This is a genomic window from Paracoccus amoyensis, from assembly GCF_014490725.1.
Classification (GTDB): Bacteria; Pseudomonadota; Alphaproteobacteria; order Rhodobacterales; family Rhodobacteraceae; genus Paracoccus; species Paracoccus amoyensis.
In genome coordinates, this window is record NZ_JACOQL010000001.1 from 223,773 (window position 1) to 242,658 (window position 18,886).

The 18,886-nt window shown below is 59.4% G+C and carries 22 protein-coding genes and 1 pseudogene; 13 read left to right on the forward strand and 10 right to left on the reverse strand.

Translation table 11 applies throughout. From position 1 onward, the window contains the following. Positions 1-159 precede the first annotated feature (159 nt). Positions 160-942, forward strand: coding sequence for a 3-hydroxybutyrate dehydrogenase (locus tag H4P12_RS01125; protein WP_187791753.1), 783 nt, complete (start codon positions 160-162; stop codon positions 940-942). 57 nt (positions 943-999) lie between these two features. Here H4P12_RS01125 and H4P12_RS01130 read toward each other — a convergent pair whose 3' ends face one another. Together H4P12_RS01130 and H4P12_RS01135 are read right to left on the reverse strand one after the other, a co-directional pair. Continuing rightward, positions 1,000-1,386, reverse strand: a complete 387-nt coding sequence (locus H4P12_RS01130) for a host attachment family protein (protein WP_187791754.1) — start codon at positions 1,384-1,386, stop codon at positions 1,000-1,002. 47 nt (positions 1,387-1,433) lie between these two features. After that, positions 1,434-2,636 (reverse strand): pyridoxal phosphate-dependent aminotransferase, encoded by a 1,203-nt coding sequence (locus tag H4P12_RS01135; RefSeq protein ID WP_187791755.1) that lies wholly within the window; start codon positions 2,634-2,636, stop codon positions 1,434-1,436. A 48-nt stretch (positions 2,637-2,684) separates the two neighbouring features. On the opposite strand from H4P12_RS01135, the gene H4P12_RS01140 reads away from it, so the two are divergent. From H4P12_RS01140 to H4P12_RS01150, 3 genes are all read left to right on the forward strand, one after another. Continuing rightward, the gene (locus H4P12_RS01140; RefSeq protein ID WP_343069745.1) at positions 2,685-3,062 is read left to right on the forward strand and encodes a helix-turn-helix domain-containing protein; all 378 of its coding nucleotides are present in this window, start codon (positions 2,685-2,687) and stop codon (positions 3,060-3,062) included. Beyond that, positions 3,055-3,354 carry a succinate dehydrogenase assembly factor 2 gene (locus H4P12_RS01145; protein ID WP_187791756.1) on the forward strand — a complete coding sequence of 100 codons (300 nt, stop codon included), beginning with the start codon at positions 3,055-3,057 and terminating at the stop codon, positions 3,352-3,354. Before H4P12_RS01140 ends, H4P12_RS01145 begins: the two co-directional genes overlap by 8 nt. Before the next feature lie 214 nt (positions 3,355-3,568). Further along, complete coding sequence (locus H4P12_RS01150; protein WP_246448886.1) at positions 3,569-3,982, forward strand: MarR family winged helix-turn-helix transcriptional regulator; 414 nt, start codon at positions 3,569-3,571, stop codon at positions 3,980-3,982. A gap of 42 nt (positions 3,983-4,024) precedes the next feature. Here H4P12_RS01150 and H4P12_RS01155 read toward each other — a convergent pair whose 3' ends face one another. Continuing rightward, positions 4,025-4,453, reverse strand: coding sequence for a VOC family protein (locus tag H4P12_RS01155; protein ID WP_187791758.1), 429 nt, complete (start codon positions 4,451-4,453; stop codon positions 4,025-4,027). 195 nt (positions 4,454-4,648) lie between these two features. Here H4P12_RS01155 and H4P12_RS01160 point away from each other — a divergent pair, with 195 nt between their 5' ends. Beyond that, entirely contained in the window at positions 4,649-5,467 is an 819-nt protein-coding gene (locus H4P12_RS01160) for a thymidylate synthase (RefSeq protein WP_187791759.1), read from the forward strand. A 2-nt stretch (positions 5,468-5,469) separates the two neighbouring features. Continuing rightward, positions 5,470-5,948, forward strand: a pseudogene (locus tag H4P12_RS01165) (dihydrofolate reductase). Here the strand turns inward: H4P12_RS01165 and H4P12_RS01170 are convergent. From H4P12_RS01170 to H4P12_RS01195, 6 genes are all read right to left on the reverse strand, one after another. After that, positions 5,945-6,772: an alpha/beta fold hydrolase gene (locus H4P12_RS01170; RefSeq protein WP_187791760.1), complete on the reverse strand. Its 828-nt coding sequence runs from the start codon at positions 6,770-6,772 to the stop codon at positions 5,945-5,947. The pseudogene H4P12_RS01165 and the gene H4P12_RS01170 sit on opposite strands and share 4 nt — an antisense overlap. Positions 6,773-6,858: 86 nt before the next feature. Then, positions 6,859-7,647 carry an enoyl-ACP reductase FabI gene (locus tag H4P12_RS01175; protein WP_187791761.1) on the reverse strand — a complete coding sequence of 263 codons (789 nt, stop codon included), beginning with the start codon at positions 7,645-7,647 and terminating at the stop codon, positions 6,859-6,861. 19 nt (positions 7,648-7,666) lie between these two features. Further along, on the reverse strand, positions 7,667-8,896 hold the full coding sequence (gene fabB / locus H4P12_RS01180; protein ID WP_187791762.1) for a beta-ketoacyl-ACP synthase I: 1,230 nt from the start codon (positions 8,894-8,896) through the stop codon (positions 7,667-7,669). A gap of 22 nt (positions 8,897-8,918) precedes the next feature. Further along, positions 8,919-9,428: a bifunctional 3-hydroxydecanoyl-ACP dehydratase/trans-2-decenoyl-ACP isomerase gene (gene fabA / locus H4P12_RS01185; RefSeq protein ID WP_187791763.1), complete on the reverse strand. Its 510-nt coding sequence runs from the start codon at positions 9,426-9,428 to the stop codon at positions 8,919-8,921. A 125-nt stretch (positions 9,429-9,553) separates the two neighbouring features. After that, positions 9,554-10,423, reverse strand: coding sequence for a glycosyltransferase family 2 protein (locus tag H4P12_RS01190; protein ID WP_187791764.1), 870 nt, complete (start codon positions 10,421-10,423; stop codon positions 9,554-9,556). Beyond that, positions 10,420-11,094 carry a hypothetical protein gene (locus H4P12_RS01195; RefSeq protein ID WP_187791765.1) on the reverse strand — a complete coding sequence of 225 codons (675 nt, stop codon included), beginning with the start codon at positions 11,092-11,094 and terminating at the stop codon, positions 10,420-10,422. The genes H4P12_RS01190 and H4P12_RS01195 overlap by 4 nt, the downstream gene beginning before the upstream one ends. A gap of 206 nt (positions 11,095-11,300) precedes the next feature. Here H4P12_RS01195 and infC point away from each other — a divergent pair, with 206 nt between their 5' ends. The 5 genes from infC (at position 11,301) to H4P12_RS01220 (ending at position 15,907) form a co-directional block, all read left to right on the forward strand. After that, positions 11,301-11,840 carry a translation initiation factor IF-3 gene (gene infC, locus H4P12_RS01200; protein WP_187792439.1) on the forward strand — a complete coding sequence of 180 codons (540 nt, stop codon included), beginning with the start codon at positions 11,301-11,303 and terminating at the stop codon, positions 11,838-11,840. 80 nt (positions 11,841-11,920) lie between these two features. Then, positions 11,921-12,391, forward strand: coding sequence for a dUTP diphosphatase (gene dut / locus H4P12_RS01205; RefSeq protein ID WP_187791766.1), 471 nt, complete (start codon positions 11,921-11,923; stop codon positions 12,389-12,391). Continuing rightward, positions 12,391-13,452, forward strand: coding sequence for a HesA/MoeB/ThiF family protein (locus H4P12_RS01210; RefSeq protein ID WP_187791767.1), 1,062 nt, complete (start codon positions 12,391-12,393; stop codon positions 13,450-13,452). Before dut ends, H4P12_RS01210 begins: the two co-directional genes overlap by 1 nt. A 27-nt stretch (positions 13,453-13,479) precedes the next feature. Beyond that, a complete protein-coding gene (locus tag H4P12_RS01215) occupies positions 13,480-15,504 on the forward strand; it encodes a M3 family metallopeptidase (RefSeq protein ID WP_187791768.1) in 2,025 nt (674 codons plus the stop codon). A 25-nt stretch (positions 15,505-15,529) separates the two neighbouring features. Next, complete coding sequence (locus H4P12_RS01220) at positions 15,530-15,907, forward strand: hypothetical protein (protein WP_187791769.1); 378 nt, start codon at positions 15,530-15,532, stop codon at positions 15,905-15,907. A gap of 30 nt (positions 15,908-15,937) precedes the next feature. Here the strand turns inward: H4P12_RS01220 and H4P12_RS01225 are convergent, their stop codons facing one another. Beyond that, positions 15,938-16,534, reverse strand: a complete 597-nt coding sequence (locus tag H4P12_RS01225; protein WP_187791770.1) for an SH3 domain-containing protein — start codon at positions 16,532-16,534, stop codon at positions 15,938-15,940. Positions 16,535-16,729: 195 nt separating this feature from the next. On the opposite strand from H4P12_RS01225, the gene H4P12_RS01230 reads away from it, so the two are divergent. Then, complete coding sequence (locus tag H4P12_RS01230) at positions 16,730-17,731, forward strand: 2-hydroxyacid dehydrogenase (protein ID WP_187791771.1); 1,002 nt, start codon at positions 16,730-16,732, stop codon at positions 17,729-17,731. A gap of 30 nt (positions 17,732-17,761) precedes the next feature. Continuing rightward, the gene (locus tag H4P12_RS01235) at positions 17,762-18,883 is read left to right on the forward strand and encodes an MFS transporter (protein WP_187791772.1); all 1,122 of its coding nucleotides are present in this window, start codon (positions 17,762-17,764) and stop codon (positions 18,881-18,883) included. The last annotated feature ends 3 nt before the right edge of the window (positions 18,884-18,886 follow it).

The following is an 18,886-nucleotide window of genomic DNA, read 5'->3' on the forward strand; positions in this document are numbered from 1 at the left end:
GGCTTACGGCAGCTTACAAAAATGGGTGAAACACTGTCCTTGATCCTGAATGCCTTTCAGAATCGTCGGGGCGGCGTTTAGCTGCCCGCGTAAATTCAGGCTTCACACCGCCCGCCGCAGGATTACTCTGCGCCCAAGCCCGAGCGTTTAGGAGGATATATGTTCGAGAAATTTCTGACCGGAAAAACTGCCGTCGTGACGGGGTCAAATTCGGGAATCGGTTTGGGCGTGGCCCATCAGCTTGCCGCCGCAGGGGCCGACATCGTCCTGAACAGCTTTACCGACAATAAAGAAGATCATGCGCTGGCCGACGAACTGGCCAAGCAACACGGCGTGACCGTTCGCTATATCAAGGCCGACATGTCCAAAGGCGACGAATGTCGCGCCCTGATCGAAAAGGCCGGGAAGTGCGATATTCTGGTGAACAACGCAGGCATTCAACATGTCGCGCCGATTCAGGATTTTCCATCGGACAAATGGGATGCCATCATCGCAATCAACCTTAGTTCGGCCTTCCATACCACCGCTGCCGCTTTGCCGAAGATGCGCGAAGCCGGCTGGGGCCGCATCGTCAACATCGCCTCGGCCCATGGCCTGACCGCCAGCCCCTATAAATCGGCCTATGTTTCGGCCAAGCACGGCGTTGTCGGGCTGACCAAGGTGACCGGTCTGGAAACCGCCCGAGAGGCGATCACCTGCAATGCGGTGTGCCCTGGTTACGTCCTGACGCCGCTGGTCGAGGCGCAGATTCCCGACACGATGAAAGAATACAAGATGGGCCGTGACGAGGTGATCGAAAAGGTCATGCTGGAACGCCAGCCATCCAAAGAATTCGTCACCGTCGAACAGCTTGGTGATACGGTCGTCTTTCTGTGCAGCGATGCAGCAGCCCAGATTACCGGAACGACCATCAGCGTGGACGGCGGCTGGACCGCCCTTTGACCTGAACCAGACATAAAAACGGGCCGTTATCGGCCCGTTTTGTTCAGGGTGCGACGCTTAGGCGGTAAACGCAGCCTCGATCGCGGCCAGATCTGAATTGGTCAGCGTTTTGGACAATTCCTTGCGCAGACGGAATTGCAGCTCCTTGTGATAATGCTTGCGCATTACGCCCAGCGTTGACGGGTCAGCCGCCACAGCCAGATCATCATATTTATGCTTCAACGCCAATGCATTGAGGTATTGGGCAAGTTGGGCGGCAAAGCCCGCTTCCTCTTCCGCGCGGGGCGAGCCTTCGTCCATCACGGCACCCGCCGACTGTTTGTCGAGATCACCGGGGGAAAGCTTTTCAACCTCTGACAATTCAACGCCATGTTTTGCAACATTGCGATACAGTGTTGCGGAATGGCCGTCGGCAACAACGACAAGTGTATTATGCGGTAACAAAATAGCCTCCTGCTTCTTGTTCCGAAATCAACGCGCAATTCCACCTGTCAGTTGCAGCCCTCGCAAAACTTCCTGATCCGGGCGACCGCCTCAGTCAGTTGGTCATCGCTGGTGGCATAGCTGACGCGGAAATGCGGGCTAAGGCCAAACGCCGCGCCAAAGACGACGGCAACACCGGTTTCCTCTAACAGGGCGTTGGCAAAGGCCTGATCGTCCGTCAGCGCGGTTCCACCGGCCGAAGTCTTGCCAATCAAACCCTTGATGGAAGGATAGACATAGAATGCCCCTTGCGGTGTCGGGCATTCGATACCGGGACAGTCATTCAGCCCGGCCACGACCAGATCACGCCGGCGCTGAAATGCCTCGCGGCTTTCGTCGATATAGTCTTGCGGCCCGTTCAGCGCGGCTTCAGCCGCATATTGGCTGATCGAGCAGGGGTTCGATGTCGATTGCGATTGCAACTTTGCCATCGCCTTGACCAGCGGAGCAGGGGCCGCCCCATATCCGATGCGCCACCCGGTCATGGCATAGGCTTTGCTGACCCCGTTCATTGTCAACACGCGGTCCTTCAGCTTTGGTTCAACCTGGGCCGGGGTGACGAACTGGAAGCCGTCAAAGACCAGATGCTCATAGATATCATCGGTCAGGACCCAGACATTGGGATGCCGCAACAGCACATCCGTCAGCGCTTTCATCTGATCGTGGTCATAGGCCGCGCCCGAGGGGTTCGACGGCGAATTGAGAATCAGCCATTTCGTGCGCGGCGTGATGGCGGCTTCCAACGCCTCAGCGGTCAGGCGGAAACCCTGTTCCAGCGTGCATTCCACGAATACCGGCGTGCCACCCGCCAGCAGAACCATATCAGGATAGCTGACCCAGTAAGGGGCAGGGACGATCACCTCATCCCCATCGTTTAACGTGGCCATCAGCGCGTTGAACAGGATTTGCTTGCCCCCTGTGCCAACCGTAATCTGCGAGGGTTCATAATCCAGCGCGTTTTCGCGTTTGAACTTGCCACAGATCGCTTTTTTCAACGACGGCGTGCCGTCCACCGCCGTGTAGCGCGTCTGTCCCGCATCGATTGCGGCTTTCGCGGCTTGGCGGATATTCTCGGGCGTATCAAAATCCGGCTCACCGGCTGAAAGGCCGATGATGTCGCGGCCCTCGGCGCGCAGTTCGGCGGCGCGAGTGGTCATTGCAATGGTTGGCGACGGCTTGATTCGCGCCAAGCGGTCAGACAGAAACGCCATGATCGGCCTCGTCAGTTTGAACTGTGGACCGCTATGGCTTACGCTTGCGTGAAAGAACCCACAAGCGAGGCGATGATGACCGATTTCGGTTACGGTCCGACAGAGGCGACACTGGGCGATCGCCTGATGGCAGCACGAGAGGCCGCAGGTTTCAGCCTTGAACAATTGGCCGAACGGCTGGAACTGAGCAGCGTCACCGTTGAGGAATGGGAAGCTGACCAATCCGCGCCCTCGGACGATGGGCTTGGGCGCATTGCCAGATTGCTGGATGTTTCCGCCGGTTGGCTGCTGGATGGCGAAGGCGCGGGCTTGACCTCTGGTGCCGACGCAAGCACAGCTGCCGCCGAAATTCAGGAACTGCGCCGCATCCTGCAAGATGCCTTGCAGCGCCTTGCCCGGTTGGAAGGAACGCTAAGCGATGGATAACGTGACCGAAACCCATGATACCCGCATCCGCCGCCTGAAGCTTCGCAGTTGGCGGCGTGGCATGAAAGAAATGGACCTGATCCTGGGGCATTTCGCCGATGGTCCTTTAACGGACCTGTCATCGTCGCAATTGGACGAATACGAAGCGATGATGAATGAGAACGATCAGGATCTGTATCTGTGGGTCACGGCACGGGTGAATGGCGGTCCGAACAGGGGACCAGAGGCGATTGCCCCTATTCTGGACATCGTCGCAAGTTATGCTGGTAAACGCCTCCGCTCGGCTGGATAAAATTTTTCCTATCCAGTCCAGAAATTTCGGTCGAATTAACTGAAGATTCGCTTCTTTCCGTCAAACCTGTCCAAGTAACACAAAGGACAGGATCGCAGACGCCATGCTTTCACCTGCGCCGCGCGAGACGCGCTCTACAAACACACTCTCTCTGATCCCCGATCTGTCAGAGACGACCGAAGCCTATCTGGAAGCCCTTCAGTTACTGGAACGGATGTATCGGCTGATGCTGGATCTGCTGAAGGATGAATTCGAACGTCTGAACCGCAATGACCTGACACCCGTGCAGGCCATGATCCTGTATAATCTGGGTGAAGCAGAGGTATCCGCAGGTGAACTGAGGTCACGCGGCATGTATCAGGGATCGAATGTCAGCTATAATCTGAAAAAGCTGGTCACGATGGGGTATGTCCATCATGAACGCAGCGATCTGGACCGCCGCTCTGTGCGGGTGCGCCTGTCAGATCAGGGGATCGAGGTTCGTCAAATCGTCCACAATCTGTTTCTGCGTCACGCTAAAGGGCTGGCGATGTCGGGCGTGCTGGAAGACCCGCCGCTGGAACTGGTCAATATGCAGACCCGCCGGATCGAACGGTTCTGGGGCGAACAGATCCGCTACATCTATTAGATCGAAGCGCCGCACGGAGACACATTTCCGTGCGGCCGGCCCTTACCAGTGACCGGTATTTTCCATACTGGCCCAAGGTTCCTGCGGCGGAAGGTGTTCGCCCTCTTGCAGCAACTCGATCGAGACATTGTCCGGGCTACGCACAAACGCCATATGGCCATCGCGCGGCGGACGATTGATTGTGACGCCCGCATCCATCAGCTTCTGGCACATCTGGTAGATATTCTCGACACGGTAGGCCAGGTGGCCGAAATGACGGCTGTCCGACGGAAGACCGTCATCGCCATCCCAGTTATAGGTCAGTTCGACCGGGCATTCATGTTGACCGGGCGGGGCCATGAAAACCAATGTAAATCGGCCCTTGTCATTGTCGATCCGCCGCGTTTCTTCCAGTCCCAGCAGGCGAAAGAAGGCCATCGTCTTGTCAAGATCCTCGACTCGGACCATCGTATGTAAATAGCGGATTTTCATCGAATTTCCCTTATGTCAGGATGATATCGCATCATTGTCGAGCCGCAGTTTGGCATGGCGGGCATCGACATTCAAACACACCCGCTGAACTTTGGTTTCCATCCCGCATTCATGGGGATATCTTATGGGTTATGGTTTCCTTCCCACATTCATGGCGATATGTCATGGATGTCGGTCGAACAGCGGGAATCCCTCATGAAGCAATATCTGGACGCGTTGCGCATGGTGCTGGACCATGGCGTGGAATCGACCGATCGCACCGGGACGGGCACATTGTCCTATTTCGGAATGCAGTCCCGCTATTCGCTCGCCGATGGCTTCCCATTGGTGACGACGAAAAAGCTTCATCTACGCTCGATCATCCATGAACTTCTGTGGTTTCTGTCCGGCGACACGAATATCCGCTATCTCAAGGATAACGGTGTCTCGATCTGGGATGAATGGGCAGATGAAAACGGAGATCTGGGCCCCGTTTATGGCCATCAGTGGCGTCATTTTCCGACAATTCAGCGGGTGCAGGACGAATCCCCCCACATCGGTGAGATTGACCAGATCGAAGCCTTGATTCAGGCGATCCGTCAGACACCCGACAGCCGCCGGCTGATCGTTACGGCCTGGAACCCCGGCGATATCGACCGTATGGCGCTGCCGCCCTGCCATACGCTGTGGCAGGTGCGGATCGCGGGCCGTAAACTGCATTTGCAGCTTTACCAACGCTCGGCGGATATGTTCCTTGGCGTGCCGTTCAATATCGCGTCTTACGCGCTGTTGCAGGTCATGCTGGCCCATGTCACCGGCTATGAGCCGGGCGATTTCATTCACACCATGGGCGATGCGCATATATACCTGAATCATATGGACCAGGTGCAGACGCAGCTGCAACGCGACCCGCGCCCCCTGCCGAAACTGGAACTGACCCGCAAGGTCGATTCGATCTTCGATTTCAAGTTCGATGATTTTCGGTTCGTGGATTACGATCCCGCCCCCGCCATCAAAGCACCCGTGGCCGTCTGACCATGCTGACCCTGATCGTCGCCCGCGCACGGAATAACGCCATCGGGAAGGATAACCAGATACCGTGGCACATTCGGCCGATCTGAAGATGTTTCAACGTGAAACAACCGGTGGCGCATTGATCATGGGCCGCAGGACCTGGGAAAGCCTGCCCGTCAAGCCGCTGAAAAACCGACTGAATTGTGTTCTGTCACGTCAGGAAGGGCTGACGGACCACGTTTTCTGCAACACGGGTCAGGCGATCAGCTTTTGCCAAAGCCAAGGCTATAACCGCATCTATGGCATCGGTGGACAGGCGGTTTATCAAGACCTGCTGCCGAACTCGGACCGCTTGATGGTGACCGAAGTGGACATCGAAATCGCTGGCGCCGATGCCTTCTTTCCAGCCTTCGACGAAACCGAATGGCTGGAGATAGCCCGGCACGCCATCCCGGAGGCCCAGCCAGCCAGCATCTTGCGTGAACTGATCCGCCGCCGCTAAGCGGCTTTGACTTTATCCAGCCAGTTCCGAATGGCTTCAACGGCCTTCGTTTCGTCCAGCCACGGCACATGCGCCCGATCCGGCACCTCTGCATATACTCCGTCCGGCCGCCGCTGCCGCATTTCTTCAAACATCGCGCGTGACAACAGGTCGGAATTGGCCCCGCGAATGACGGCGACCGGAAGCCCTGATGTTGCGGCCCAAAGCGGCCACAGATCCGGCGTTTCACCCTCGAACGCAGCCAGAAAGGCATCCCGCAGGGTGGGGTCATAGCGGATTTGCAAACCATCCGCCGTCTCTTCATAATGCTTCTGCGCGTCCGCCAACCATCGACCATTCGGCACATTGGCGAAACCCGGATTGGCAGCGGGCAGCCGCGCGGCCAGTGCATCATAGGTGCGGGCCGCAGGGTTGCGTCCGACATAGTCGAAAATTCGCTCCAACCCCGAACGCTCAATCACCGGACCCACATCGTTCAGGCAAAGGCCCAGCAAACGATCATGCGCCACAGCCGCAATCAGCAATCCGATCAAACCACCGCGCGACGTCCCCAGGATCGCCGCTTTCTCAATCCCCAGATGGTCCAGCAGGTCCAAAGCATCCTTACCCTCTTGCGGAACGGTATAGGTCGCCGCACCGGTGTAATCCGACTGCCCCCGACCGCGGTAATCCATCCGTATCATCCGGACATCCGCCAGATGCGGCGCAACATAATCGAAATCGGCCATATTGCGCGTCAGCCCGGCCAGACACAGAACCGGCACACCCTGACCTTCGTCGCGATAGGCGATCTTTGCCCCGTCACGTGCCGTAAAGAAGCTCATCTCGCCCACCATCTTCTGTGATCAAATATCCCGCAGGGGTCTGGGGACGCGCAGTCCCCAGGTTTGTGCAGTCCCCAGCTTTCGCCTTACAGGTTCTCGCTTTGTGGCATGCCCAACACGTGATAGCCGCCATCGACCAGGATAATCTCGCCGGTCGTGCACGCGCCCCAATCAGACAGCAGATAGACAGCCGTGCCGCCAATGGCGTCCAGCGTGGCGTTGGCGCGTAGCGGAGAATTGGCCTCGGTATGGCGGAAAGTCTTTCGTGCTCCGCCAATCGCGGCCCCTGCCAGGGTTTTCATGGGGCCGGGGCTGATCGCGTTGACGCGAATACCCTCCGGGCCAAGATCATTTGCCAGATAACGCACCGCTGATTCCAGTGCGGCTTTGGCCACGCCCATGACGTTATAGAACGGCGTCACCCGGTTCGATCCGCCATAGGTCAGGGTGATCAGCGACCCGCCATCCGCCATCAGGGGATGCGCCCGACGCGCGACCTCGATCAAGGAATAGCACGAAATTTCAAGGCTGTGCTTGAAGTTTGCACGGCTGGTATCCACGAATCGGCCGGTCAATTCATCCTTGTTGGAAAAGGCAATCGCATGGATGACAAAGTCCAGCTTGCGCCAACGGCTTCCAATCTCACCAAATGCACGATCCAGCGATTCGTCATCAGTGACATCGACATCCAACAGGAAGTCCGACCCAAGCGACGCTGCCAGTGGCTCGACCCTTTTGCCAAAGGCATCGCCCTGATACGAAAAGGCAAGCTCCGCACCCTGGGCAGCGGCGGCCTTCGCAATACCCCACGCGATGGAACGATCATTGGCGACCCCCATCACAAGGCCACGTTTGCCTTTCAGAAGATCGCCCATGTCTGCTCTCCAGCCTTGGTTAGTCTTTGTATTTCGACATCAGAAGTGTCGCATTGGTGCCGCCAAAGCCAAAGCTGTTGGACAGGACCGAGTCGAGCCCGGCATTGTCGATGCGGCTGGTGACAATCTCGGACGGTTTCAGTCTGGGGTCCAGTTCCTGCACATTTGCAGAAGCAGCGATGAAGTCATTTTGCAACATCAGCAGGCAGTAGATCGCTTCATGCACGCCGGTCGCGCCAAGGCTGTGCCCGGTCAGCGACTTGGTTGAACTGACGGGCGGGGTGCTGCCATCGCCAAAGACGCGGCGCAGTGCCTCGACCTCGCCGATATCGCCGACGGGGGTCGAGGTGCCATGCGCATTGACATAGCTGACCTTGCGGCCTTCGGGCAGGGTGTCCAGCGCCAGACGCATCGAGCGTTCGCCACCTTCGCCCGACGGGGCAACCATGTCGTAACCGTCGCTGGTTGCGCCGTAGCCCGTCACTTCGGCGTAAATCTTGGCACCGCGTGCCAGCGCGTGTTCCAGCTCCTCCAGGACGACAACGCCGCCACCGCCGGCAATGACGAAACCATCGCGTGTTGCGTCATAGGGGCGGGACGCAGTCTGCGGGGTGTCATTATATTTCGACGACATCGCGCCCATGGCGTCGAACAGGCAGGACAGGGTCCAGTCCAGTTCCTCGCCGCCGCCGGCAAAGACGATGTCCTGCTTGCCCATCTGGATCTGCTCGACCCCGTTGCCAATGCAATGTGCGCTGGTCGAACAGGCCGAGGTGATCGAATAGTTCACGCCCTTGATCTTGAACGGCGTCGCCAGGCAGGCCGAGTTCGTGGACGACATGCAGCGCGTCACCATGAACGGGCCCATCCGCTTGGGCGCACCCTTTTCGATCACGATCTGATGGGCTTCGAAGAAGTTGCTGGTCGACGGCCCGCCAGACCCCATCACCAACCCGGTGCGCGGGTTGGAAACGTCGCTCTCCTCCAGCCCGGAATCCTTGATCGCCTGTTCCATGGCGATGAAGTTATAGGCCGCGCCCGGACCCATGAAGCGCAGGTTGCGCTTGTCGATATGGTCCTCCAGCACGATCTGGGGCATGCCGTGGACTTGGCTGCGGAAGCCGTGTTCAGCATATTCAGGCGCGAAAACGATGCCGGAACGGCCCATCTTCAGGCTTTCAGTGACTTCCTCGGCATTGTTGCCGATGGGTGAAACAATACCAAGCCCGGTAATGACGACGCGTCGCATGGGCGCCTCCTCTAAATTTCAGTTAGCTGGCCGACAATGCGACCTTCATGTCCTTGACGAGATAGATGACTTCGCCATCCGCTTCGACGCGACCATCGGCCACGCCCATCGTCAGGCGACGTGTCTGCACGGCTTTTGTGAAATCAACGTGATAGCGCAGCATTTTGCGATCAGGACGAACCATTCCGGTCAATTTGACCTCGCCAACGCCAAGCGCATAACCACGTCCTTGCCAGCCACGCCAGCCCAGATTGAAGCCGGTCAACTGCCACAGGCCATCAAGGCCCAGACAGCCCGGCATGATCGGGTTTCCGGGGAAGTGGCAGGGGAAAAACCACAAGTCGGGGTTGATGTCGAATTCAGCTACGACGTGACCTTTGCCATGTTCGCCGCCATCTTCCGAGATGTCGGTGATCCGGTCCATCATCAGCATGGGCGGTTCGGGCAATTGTGCGTTGCCGGGGCCGAACAGCTCTCCGCGCGCGCAGGCCAGAAGGTCGTCGCGGTCAAAGCTGGTTTGCGTCATCGCCATGCGGGTCTTGCCTTTCGTCTCGGCGCTTTGGCCGGGTAGGGTTTTCGTAACGTCGTGTTCAAGTTGACGTTTCGTCTATCATTCGTGGCAATGCGCACGCAAGTCTAGCCGATAGTGCTGCCAGGCTAGAACCATTGGCCCGGTTCCATCAGGCCAAGATCCATCAATTGCTGGGCCCGCCACTCGAAAACGCGCGAATTCCGCCAGACAAAACCGCCGATGGAATCGCGCGATCCCGGATTCGAGACCAGCGCCTTGGCAACCCGAAAGGACGCAACCGCTGCGGTCAGGTTGTGATGCCACGGACAGGAATATGTGTTGTATTCATCGATATTAAAGCGGTGATCTGCCAGCAGGTGCAAATCGGGCGCACTGCGGAACAGCGAAATCCTGTCGATCCGGCGGCGGCCTTGGGGCAGATGTTCTTCATATCGCCAGCGCAGGCCGCCGTGAAAGTCCAACTGCCGATCCATTGGGCGGCCATCCGCGCCAACGCGGCCAAGCGCGAAATAGCCTGTGCTGTCAAACATGGCCGAATCGATACTGACCGCATTCGGAAATATGGACAGGTCAGGGGCATACAGGTCGATGACATAGCTTAGCATCGCGCTGCGTCGCTCTTCGGTGTGAAAGGCCAGTAACTCGCCCACGCTGCGCGATTCCGAAAAAGGAAAGAACAGAAATTCAGCGTTGAAGCCGTAATAAAGCCATGTGCCTTCGGGAACGGCGCGAATGAAGGCATTGACTGCGGCGACATGCGCATCGGGCTGGCGGGTATTCCAGATCAGATTGGTCACGGTCTCGGTCAGATCGGGCGCCATGTCTGTCGCTTCGGGCGACAGCGCGAAAACGTGACGAAATCCGGCATCGACATGGTGTCGCAGCGTTTCATGAACTGCCGCCTGATCTTCGATCAGGATAATCGCCAAAGGCCCGCGCAGCAGCGTTTTGGGCTTGCCGCGCAGGAATTCGTCAAGTGTCGGGACGGGTGTCACCGCATGACGGCCTTTACCTGATCCAGCGCAGCCCGCAGCAGTTCGGGGTTGGAACCCGCGGTTTCGATCAGGCGGGTCAGGGTGGCCTTTTGATCGGCTGAAATCGACGACTGACTGATCAGCTCTTTTGCGCGGCCTGCGTCGAAACCTTCGGGGGTCAGCAAGGCTTCGATCTGTGCTGCGGTGGCGGCGGCGTCCGTGGCCTGTTCGGTCGCCTGTGCTGCATCATCGGCCGCCTGTTCTGCATTGGCGGCGGCTTCGGTTGCGGGAACCTCATCGCTTTCGGCGTTCGCATTTACGGCTGCTTCGGCGGCGCGATTGGCGGCGTCGATGGCTTGTTCGGCAGCAACCTCGGCTTCGGTTGCTGCCTCATTCGCGGCCGGCACGCCGCTTTCGTCAGAGGCGGCGACGGCTTCTGCTGCGGCATCTGCGGCAATTGCAGCAGCGTCGGCGGCGGCGTCGGCTGCGGCATCAGCAGCCTCGGTCGCGCCTGCGGTATCTGCTGCTGCTTCGGTGGCCTCGGCTGGTTGCTGGGGGGCATCGGCCTGGGGTGTTGCCGGGACCTCTGCGACGGGCTCATCCGCCGGTTCAGCGTCCTGTTTGTTCTGCCACCACAGCCAGCCACCCACACCAAGGGCAAGAACCACGATCAAAGGAATCACGTTACGCATCGGTTCGAAAGCTCCCTCAAACCCGTTTTGATTGTCTATCGCATAGGGCGCCACGCCTTGAAAGACATCCGGTGTGATTGCGGGAAAGCGGCAATGTGACCCAAAAGCCGCCATTTGCCGTTCAAAACCGATCAAATCCGGTTGAATCACCGGGCAGGGAGGCTTATTTCATTTTCATTCGTAATGGCTATTAAAGGAGTATCGCCATAGCTCGTCGACCGCACAACGCACCGCCCACCCGTGACACCGGTCCCCGCGTCAATGAACGCATTCGTGTGTCCGAAATCCGCCTGATCGGCCCCGACGGAGAGAACGTCGGTGTTGTGCCGCCCTCGGTCGGGTTGGAAATGGCTCAGGAAGCCGGGCTGGATCTGGTCGAAATTTCGCCGAACGCGGTCCCGCCGGTCTGCAAGGTCATGGACCTCGGCAAATTCAAGTATGAACAGCAAAAGCGTGAAGCCGAAGCGCGGAAAAAGCAGAAGGTCATCGAGATCAAGGAAATCAAGTTCCGTCCGGGAACCGACAGCCATGATTACGACGTCAAGATGCGCAGCGTGATGAAATTCCTGGAAGGCGGCGACAAGGTAAAGGTTACCCTGCGTTTCCGTGGCCGGGAAATGGCTCACCAGGATCTGGGTCTGGAACTTCTGAACCGCGTCAGGGATGAAGTGGGCGAAGCGGGCAAGGTTGAATCCATGCCCAAGCTGGAAGGCCGCCAGATGGTGATGATGATCGCGCCTCGCTAAGGGATCAGCCGCGATTTGATGAACGAACGGGCCGCGCTGGCGATATGCCGCGCGGCCTTTGCTTTGGAAAGGATGCCTGAATGCAGACACCTCGGATCAGAATCATGCGCCTGCCCGATGCGGATCAGGCGATGGAATTGCCGTCTTATGCGACCGCGGGCGCCGCCGGTGCCGATCTGCGGGCGAATTTCCCGACGGCGCTGCGCGACGCGGGAATCGAACTGGCCCCCGGCCAACGCAGTCTGATCCCGACAGGACTGGTTCTGGAGATCCCCGAAGGGTGGGAGGTTCAGATACGCCCACGCTCGGGTTTGGCGCTGAAGCACGGCATCTCGCTGCCCAACAGTCCCGGCACCATTGACTGCGATTATCGTGGCCCGTTGGGTGTTATCCTGATTAATCTGGGCGATCAGCCGCATCGGATCGCGCATGGCGAACGCATTGCGCAGATGGTTGTCGCACCCGCGCCGCAAGCCATTTTCGAGGAAGTCGCAGATGTCAGCGAAACCGGTCGCGGCGTGGGCGGCTTCGGATCCACCGGGCGCGGGTGATGCTGGGCCTTCTGTTCTTGATCGGGGCTGCCTTGACCTCCTGGGTATTCGGGCTGTCTCGTCTGATGACATGGCTTGTGCTTGGCGTGGTTTGGCTGGCCTTCATCCCGATTTCTGGACAGCTGGGTCGGCTTGGCGGCGATTCCCTACAGGGCTGGATGGTGTTGGGCTTTCTGGGGCTGGCGGTGTTTCTGTATCAATCCGGCCTCAGGTGGATACGCGGTCATGTCGGGCCCATAGAACCTGAGACAGGTGAGACAACAGCAGAGGCGCAGGCCATCCCACCCGGACTGTCCGACCCCGAGATCGACCGCTATGCCCGCCATCTTGTTCTTCGCGAAATCGGTGGCCCCGGTCAGATGCGTCTGCGTGATGCGCGGGTGCTGGTGGTCGGGGCAGGTGGGCTTGGGGCGCCGATCTGCCTTTATCTGGCTGCTGCGGGCATTGGCCATATCACCGTCATCGACGGCGATACGGTCAGCCTGTCGAACCTTCAGCGTCAGGTAATTTTCCGCAGCGATCAACAGGGGCAAATGAAAGCGGCGGCGGCGGCGGCCAATATGGCTGCCCTGAACCCGCATATCGCGGTTGAGCCTGTTGCCAGAGCGTTGACCGAAGACGATGGTTCGCTGATCGCCGCGCATGATCTGGTTCTGGATGGCACCGATGATTTCGAAACGCGCAGCCTGGTCAACCGCCTGTGCGTCAGGGCAAAGGTGCCGCTGCTGGCCGGTGCCATTGCGCAATGGGAGGGGCAGGTAACACTTTATGACCCTGCCCACGGTGGTCCTTGCCTGTCCTGCCTGTTTCCCGAACCGCCCGCGCGCGGCCTTGCGCCCGCCTGTGCGGAAGCGGGCGTCGTGGGTGCCTTGCCCGGTGTGATCGGCAGTCAGATGGCCTTAGAGGCCATCAAGCATCTGACCGGCGCGGGGCTGGGCCTGCGGGGGCGGCTACTGGTTTATGATGGGCTTTACGGCGAAACCCGGATGATCGGCATTGAAAAGCGCGGCGATTGCCCGGTTTGCGGATCGCCACTGGAAGCCGGTCCGAAAGCTTCATAGGTTCAGGGCAACCGAAAGGAAGCCCCGATGAACACTGAATTGACGCATTGGACCGGCCCTCAGGGTCTGCCCCGTTTCGATCTGATTGCCGACGCCGATTTCAGCCCTGCATTTGATCGCGAGCTTGCCGCCGCAGAAGCCGCGATGGAGGCGATTGCCGCCAATCCCGAACCGGCGACATTCGAAAACACGATCGCCGCGATGGAACTCGCCGAAGAGGGGCTGAACCGCGTCCTGTCGGTTTTCTACAATCTTGCGGGCGTCGATTCGAACCCCAAGCGGCAGGAATTACAGCGTGAGTTTGCCCCTCGGCTGGCTGATTACGGCAGCAGGATCAATATGGACCCGCGCCTTTACGCACGCGTCAAAGCGGTGGCAGAAACTGCCGATAGACTGGCACCGCAGGATCGTCGGATTACCGAACTTGCGCTGCGCAATCTGACCCGCGCCGGTGCCGGACTGTCCGAGGCTGATCGCGTCCGCATGGCGGGTATCAGCGCCCGGATGGCGACGCTGACCACGGAATTTGCGCAAAATGTTCTGACGGACGAACGCGATTATGTCTTGCCGGTGCCCGATGATCGTCTGGGCGGACTGCCGGATTGGCTGCTTCGCTCGATGCGGGCGGCGGCAAAAGAGCGCGGGTTGACCGGCCAGATCGTGACGCTGAACCGGTCGCTGATCGTACCTTTCCTTGAATATTCTGCGGATCGCGCCCTGCGCGAGGTGGCGTTCAAGGCGTGGGCCGCGCGTGGCTCGGGGCAGGGCGCGGGTGGTGCGGAAACCAACAACCTGCCGTTGGTCGCTGCTATTCTGGCGCTGCGCCACGAACGCGCGCAGCTTTTGGGTTATGACGATTTTGCATCTTATAAGCTGGAGCCGGAAATGGCCGGCAATGCCAAGGCGGTGGAAAATCTGCTGATGCAGGTCTGGGGTCCGGCCCTGAACCGCGCAAAAGAGGACGAAGCCAAGCTGACCGCCCTGCTGCGCGACGATGGCGTCAATGGCCCGCTTGAGGCGTGGGATTGGCGTCTTTACGCTGAACGCCTGCGCCAGCGGGAACATGATTTCGATGCGGCGCAGGTGACGCCTTATCTGACGCTGGATGCAATGCTTGGCGCGGTGTTCGATGTCGCGAACAAGCTGTATCGGCTGGAATTTCAGCCCTTCACCGCACCGCTGTGGTCGCCTGATGTGCGTGCATGGCGGGTGACGCGTGATGGTCAGCTGATGGCGATTTTCCTTGGCGATTTCTATGCACGGCCCAGCAAACGCTCTGGCGCGTGGTGTTCATCCTTGCAGGTTCAGCACAAGATCGGGGACGGGCAGCGGCCTATCGTCGTCAATGTCTGCAACTTTACCCCGCCTGACAGCCCGGATGCACCTGCCTTTCTGTCATGGGATGATGCGCATACCTTGTTCCATGAATTCGGCCATGCGACCCATCACATCCTGTCCGATGTGACCTGGCCGTCGATCTCGGGCACTTCGGTCGCGCAGGATTTCGTCGAATTGCCCAGCCAGCTTTACGAACATTGGCTGGAACAGCCCGTCGTGCTGGATGCCCATGCGCGGCATTTCGAAACCGGTCAGCCCCTGCCAGCCGAATTGCGCGATCGTCTGCTGGCGGCGGGCAAGGCGGGTGCGGGTTTTGGCACCACGGAATATCTGGAAAGTGCGCTGGTCGATCTGGCCTTTCATCGTGGCACGCCCGCCAAGGATGGCATGGCGCAACAAGCGCGGGTGTTGGCCGATCTGGGTGCGCCCAGTGCCATCCCGATGCGCCACGCAACGCCGCATTTCGCCCATGTGTTCAGCGGCGACAGCTATGCCAGCGGGTATTACAGCTATATGTGGTCCGAGGTGATGGACGCCGATGCCTTTGCCGCGTTCGAAGAAACCGGCAATATCTTCGACCCTGAAACCGCGCGGCGGCTGGAAGACACCATTTTGTCCAAGGGCGGTTCTTTGCCTGCCGACGAACTTTGGATCGCGTTCAGGGAACGCATGCCGGGGGTTGATGCGTTGTTGAAAGGGCGCGGGTTGATCTAGGCGGCGCTGCAGCAAGGAGTGATTGATGAAAAAGCTAAGCAGTGCATTGCTTTTGGGGACGTTCGTCCTTGGCGCATGTGTGCCGGACGCCGAAGCCGAAAACGGGGTCGAGACAGGCGCGCCGGTGGCCGTTATCGACGGAACCTATGATCAGCGTCGCGATCAATGCAGCAATGTAAATTCGGAAACCCGGCTGACCATCAATGGCGGCACATTCCAGTTTTACGAATCGCAATGCACCTTCGGTCGCAAGGGTGGGCAGGCCAGCGCGTCCGAGGGCACCCTGATCTGCATGGGCGAAGGGCAAAGATTCAATCGCGACATCACGTTGAACGCCGATGCCGATGGACTTCAGATCGTGGAAAACGATACCGCGCTGAATTACACCCGCTGCCCGAATTGACGCATTGAAGCCGTCGCGACATGCGGCGGCTTATTCGCGGACTTCGTCGGGATCGACGCCCCAGATCGCCGATTTCGGGACCCAGCCACGCTGCCCGCCGCCGGAAATGCGGCACCAGCCGGGGTCACATTCGCCCAAACGTACAATCGCCCCTGATTCCGCACGCGCGACGACGTTTGAGTCCGGATCGGGGCGACTGCGCAGTTCCAGCATGTCCTGGGTCACCAGCGCCGTTCTGACACCAGATAACAGCGCATAGTGAATCCAGCCACCCGCGCCGTCTTTGTCTTCGACCCGCCGCCAATGGCCGAACTCTGCCGTGACACGCAGCGGCATGCCGGCATGGCGAAAGACCCAATCGATCCGGTGTGACAGGCTGGGACCACGGCGCGCGTTGCCCTCGCTGCCTTTCAGGCTGACATAGCGGGGAACCGGAAGGTTGGTGACCGGCCCGCGCGTCCCTTGGGCCACATCCCCTTGTGGCCGGGCAATCTTAGCATCCGCAGATTGCGCCAGTTGCATTTCGATCCGTGGGGTATCGGCCATGACCTGTGCCATACCGCAAACCACCCCTGCCATCGCGACAAGAACCGCCGAGCCGAGCCTGATAGACCCTTTTGTTTTCATCTTCGTCCGTCCTGCCTCGTCGACCGTTCTGGCCGTCCCGTTTCATTATTTGCCGCATCGCACCAAGGTTGTGCGGCCGATCTGACGATTGTCAGCTTGGGGACTTGTGCCCGCCCCTCATCACGGGCAGTTTGCCAAAAGCAGAAGGGCTTTGGAAGTCTGGCACCGACACGAGTTCGAGAAAGTGAGGTTATTATGCCCACCCCACAACCACCACGTCAGAAACTGCGCGTTGCGGTGACTCGCCGTCTGCCGGAAGCCGTTGAAACCCGGATGAAAGAGCTTTTCGATGTCGTGTTACGGGACGAAGACAGCAAGCTAAGCCGGGACGACATCGTGCTGATGATGCGCGGCTGTGATGTGCTGGTGCCCACGGTGACGGATCAGATTGATGCCAATATGCTGGCGCAGGCTGGTGAGCGGCTGAAGCTGATCGCGAATTTCGGGGCCGGGGTGGATCATATCGATGTCCATTCGGCCCGTCAGCGCGGCATTCTGGTATCCAACACGCCGGGCGTCGTGACCGAAGACACCGCAGACATGACCATGGCCCTGATCCTTGCCGTGACGCGCCGCATTCCCGAAGGTCTGGCCGAAATGCAGGCCGGTCGCTGGCAGGGTTGGGCGCCGACCGCGCATTTGGGGGGGCGCGTCGGTGGGCGTCGTCTGGGCATTCTGGGCATGGGCCGCATTGGTCAGGCCGTGGCGCGCCGCGCGAACGTCTTTGGGATGCAGGTCCATTACCACAACCGTAAACGCCTGCGCCCCGAGATCGAGGAAGAATTGCAGGCGACCTATTGGGAAAGCCTGGATCAGATGCTGGCGCGAATGGACATCATCAGCGTCAACGCCCCGCATACGCCATCGACATTCCATTTGCTGAACGCACGCCGACTGAAGCTGATGAAGCCGACAGCCGTGATCGTGAATACCTCGCGCGGCGAAGTGATTGATGAAAACGCCCTGACCCGGATGCTGCGTTCCGGTGAAATTGCCGGGGCGGGTCTGGACGTGTTTGAACACGGGCACGAGATCAACCCCCGCCTGCGCGAATTGTCGAATGTCGTCTTGCTGCCGCATATGGGTTCGGCCACGGTCGAAGGCCGCGCCGAGATGGGCGAAAAAGTCATTATCAATATCAAGACCTTTGCCGACGGACACCGCCCACCGGACCTGGTCGTGCCATCAATGCTGTAAGACAACATGAACATTGCTTCACATGCCAGAATGGCTGTCTCTGGCCTGTTCTTTCTGAACGGGCTGATGGTTGGCAGTTGGGCACCCAAAATCCCCGTCCTGATGGAGCGTCTTGGCATCAGCGAGGCCACGATGGGCCTGATCGTTCTGTGCATGGGGATCGGCTCGGTCACGATGATGCCGGTCTTTGGCGCACTGACGGCGCGTCGGGGGTCGACCTATTCGGTGCGTCTGGCGGCGATTCTGGCAACGCCGGTCCTGCTGTTGATGTCGCTGGCGCCCAACCTGTGGACGGTGGTGATCACGGTGCTGATGTTTGGCGCGACTATTGGCGGCATGGATGTGGCGATGAACGCCAATGCCGTCGCGGTCGAACGTGCCCGCCGACGGGCGATCATGTCATCCTGCCATGGATTCTGGAGCCTTGGCGGCGTTGCAGGGGCCGGTCTGGGCGGCATCGCCATCACCTATCTGGGTGAGGTCGGGCATGCCGTCGTCCTGACGGTCGTTCTGGCCGCGGGCCTTGCACTGGTCTTTCCGCGCCTGTTGCAGGATGTGCCCAGCCATGCTGACCGCGCCAGCACGCCGCTGCGCCTGCCCAATACATTGCTGCCCTATGTCATCGGTCTGGTCGCGCTGTGCTGCATGATCCCCGAGGGGGCGATTCTGGACTGGGCCGCTGTCTACCTTCAGCGCGAATTGGGCGCTTCGCTGGCGTTGGCCGGTTGGGGCTTTGCCGCCTGCGCGGGCACAATGGCCGTGATGCGGTTTTTGGGCGATGTGATCCGGCAATGGCTGGGCGCGGTCACAACTTTGCGGATCAGCGCCGTGATCGCCATTATCGGTTTGGCGATTGCGGGCCTGTCATCTTCACCTGTTGCCGCGATCGCGGGGTTTGCAGTGGCCGGTTTCGGCCTGGCCAATATGGTGCCTATCGCGTTTTCAGCGGCGGGAAATCTGCCGGGGATGGCCAACGGCGTCGGCCTGTCCGTGGTCACGACCATGGGTTATTCCGGCATTCTTCTGGCGCCCGGAAGCATCGGTTTTCTGGCTGAATATACCAGCTTTTCGACCATCTATTTCGGGCTGGCTTTGCTGCTTCTGTTCCCGTTGGCGATGTCGCGATTGATGAAAACAGCGGATTTCGGTTAGGTT

Bases quoted from the DNA above. Each gene is read 5' to 3' on its own strand.
- fabB (WP_187791762.1), bottom strand. From the start codon at position 8,896: ATGCGACGCGTCGTCATTACCGGGCTTGGTATTGTTTCACCCATCGGC.
- H4P12_RS01150 (WP_246448886.1), top strand. From the start codon at position 3,569: ATGTATCGGCTGATGCTGGATCTGCTGAAGGATGAATTCGAACGTCTG.
- H4P12_RS01155 (WP_187791758.1), bottom strand. From the start codon at position 4,453: ATGAAAATCCGCTATTTACATACGATGGTCCGAGTCGAGGATCTTGAC.
- H4P12_RS01220 (WP_187791769.1), top strand. From the start codon at position 15,530: ATGAAAAAGCTAAGCAGTGCATTGCTTTTGGGGACGTTCGTCCTTGGC.
- H4P12_RS01175 (WP_187791761.1), bottom strand. From the start codon at position 7,647: ATGGGCGATCTTCTGAAAGGCAAACGTGGCCTTGTGATGGGGGTCGCC.
- H4P12_RS01230 (WP_187791771.1), top strand. From the start codon at position 16,730: ATGCCCACCCCACAACCACCACGTCAGAAACTGCGCGTTGCGGTGACT.
- H4P12_RS01225 (WP_187791770.1), bottom strand. From the start codon at position 16,534: ATGAAAACAAAAGGGTCTATCAGGCTCGGCTCGGCGGTTCTTGTCGCG.
- H4P12_RS01170 (WP_187791760.1), bottom strand. From the start codon at position 6,772: ATGAGCTTCTTTACGGCACGTGACGGGGCAAAGATCGCCTATCGCGAC.
- H4P12_RS01235 (WP_187791772.1), top strand. From the start codon at position 17,762: ATGGCTGTCTCTGGCCTGTTCTTTCTGAACGGGCTGATGGTTGGCAGT.
- dut (WP_187791766.1), top strand. From the start codon at position 11,921: ATGCAGACACCTCGGATCAGAATCATGCGCCTGCCCGATGCGGATCAG.
- H4P12_RS01125 (WP_187791753.1), top strand. From the start codon at position 160: ATGTTCGAGAAATTTCTGACCGGAAAAACTGCCGTCGTGACGGGGTCA.
- H4P12_RS01145 (WP_187791756.1), top strand. From the start codon at position 3,055: ATGGATAACGTGACCGAAACCCATGATACCCGCATCCGCCGCCTGAAG.
- fabA (WP_187791763.1), bottom strand. From the start codon at position 9,428: ATGGCGATGACGCAAACCAGCTTTGACCGCGACGACCTTCTGGCCTGC.
- H4P12_RS01160 (WP_187791759.1), top strand. From the start codon at position 4,649: ATGAAGCAATATCTGGACGCGTTGCGCATGGTGCTGGACCATGGCGTG.
- H4P12_RS01215 (WP_187791768.1), top strand. From the start codon at position 13,480: ATGAACACTGAATTGACGCATTGGACCGGCCCTCAGGGTCTGCCCCGT.
- H4P12_RS01135 (WP_187791755.1), bottom strand. From the start codon at position 2,636: ATGGCGTTTCTGTCTGACCGCTTGGCGCGAATCAAGCCGTCGCCAACC.
- H4P12_RS01195 (WP_187791765.1), bottom strand. From the start codon at position 11,094: ATGCGTAACGTGATTCCTTTGATCGTGGTTCTTGCCCTTGGTGTGGGT.
- H4P12_RS01210 (WP_187791767.1), top strand. From the start codon at position 12,391: ATGCTGGGCCTTCTGTTCTTGATCGGGGCTGCCTTGACCTCCTGGGTA.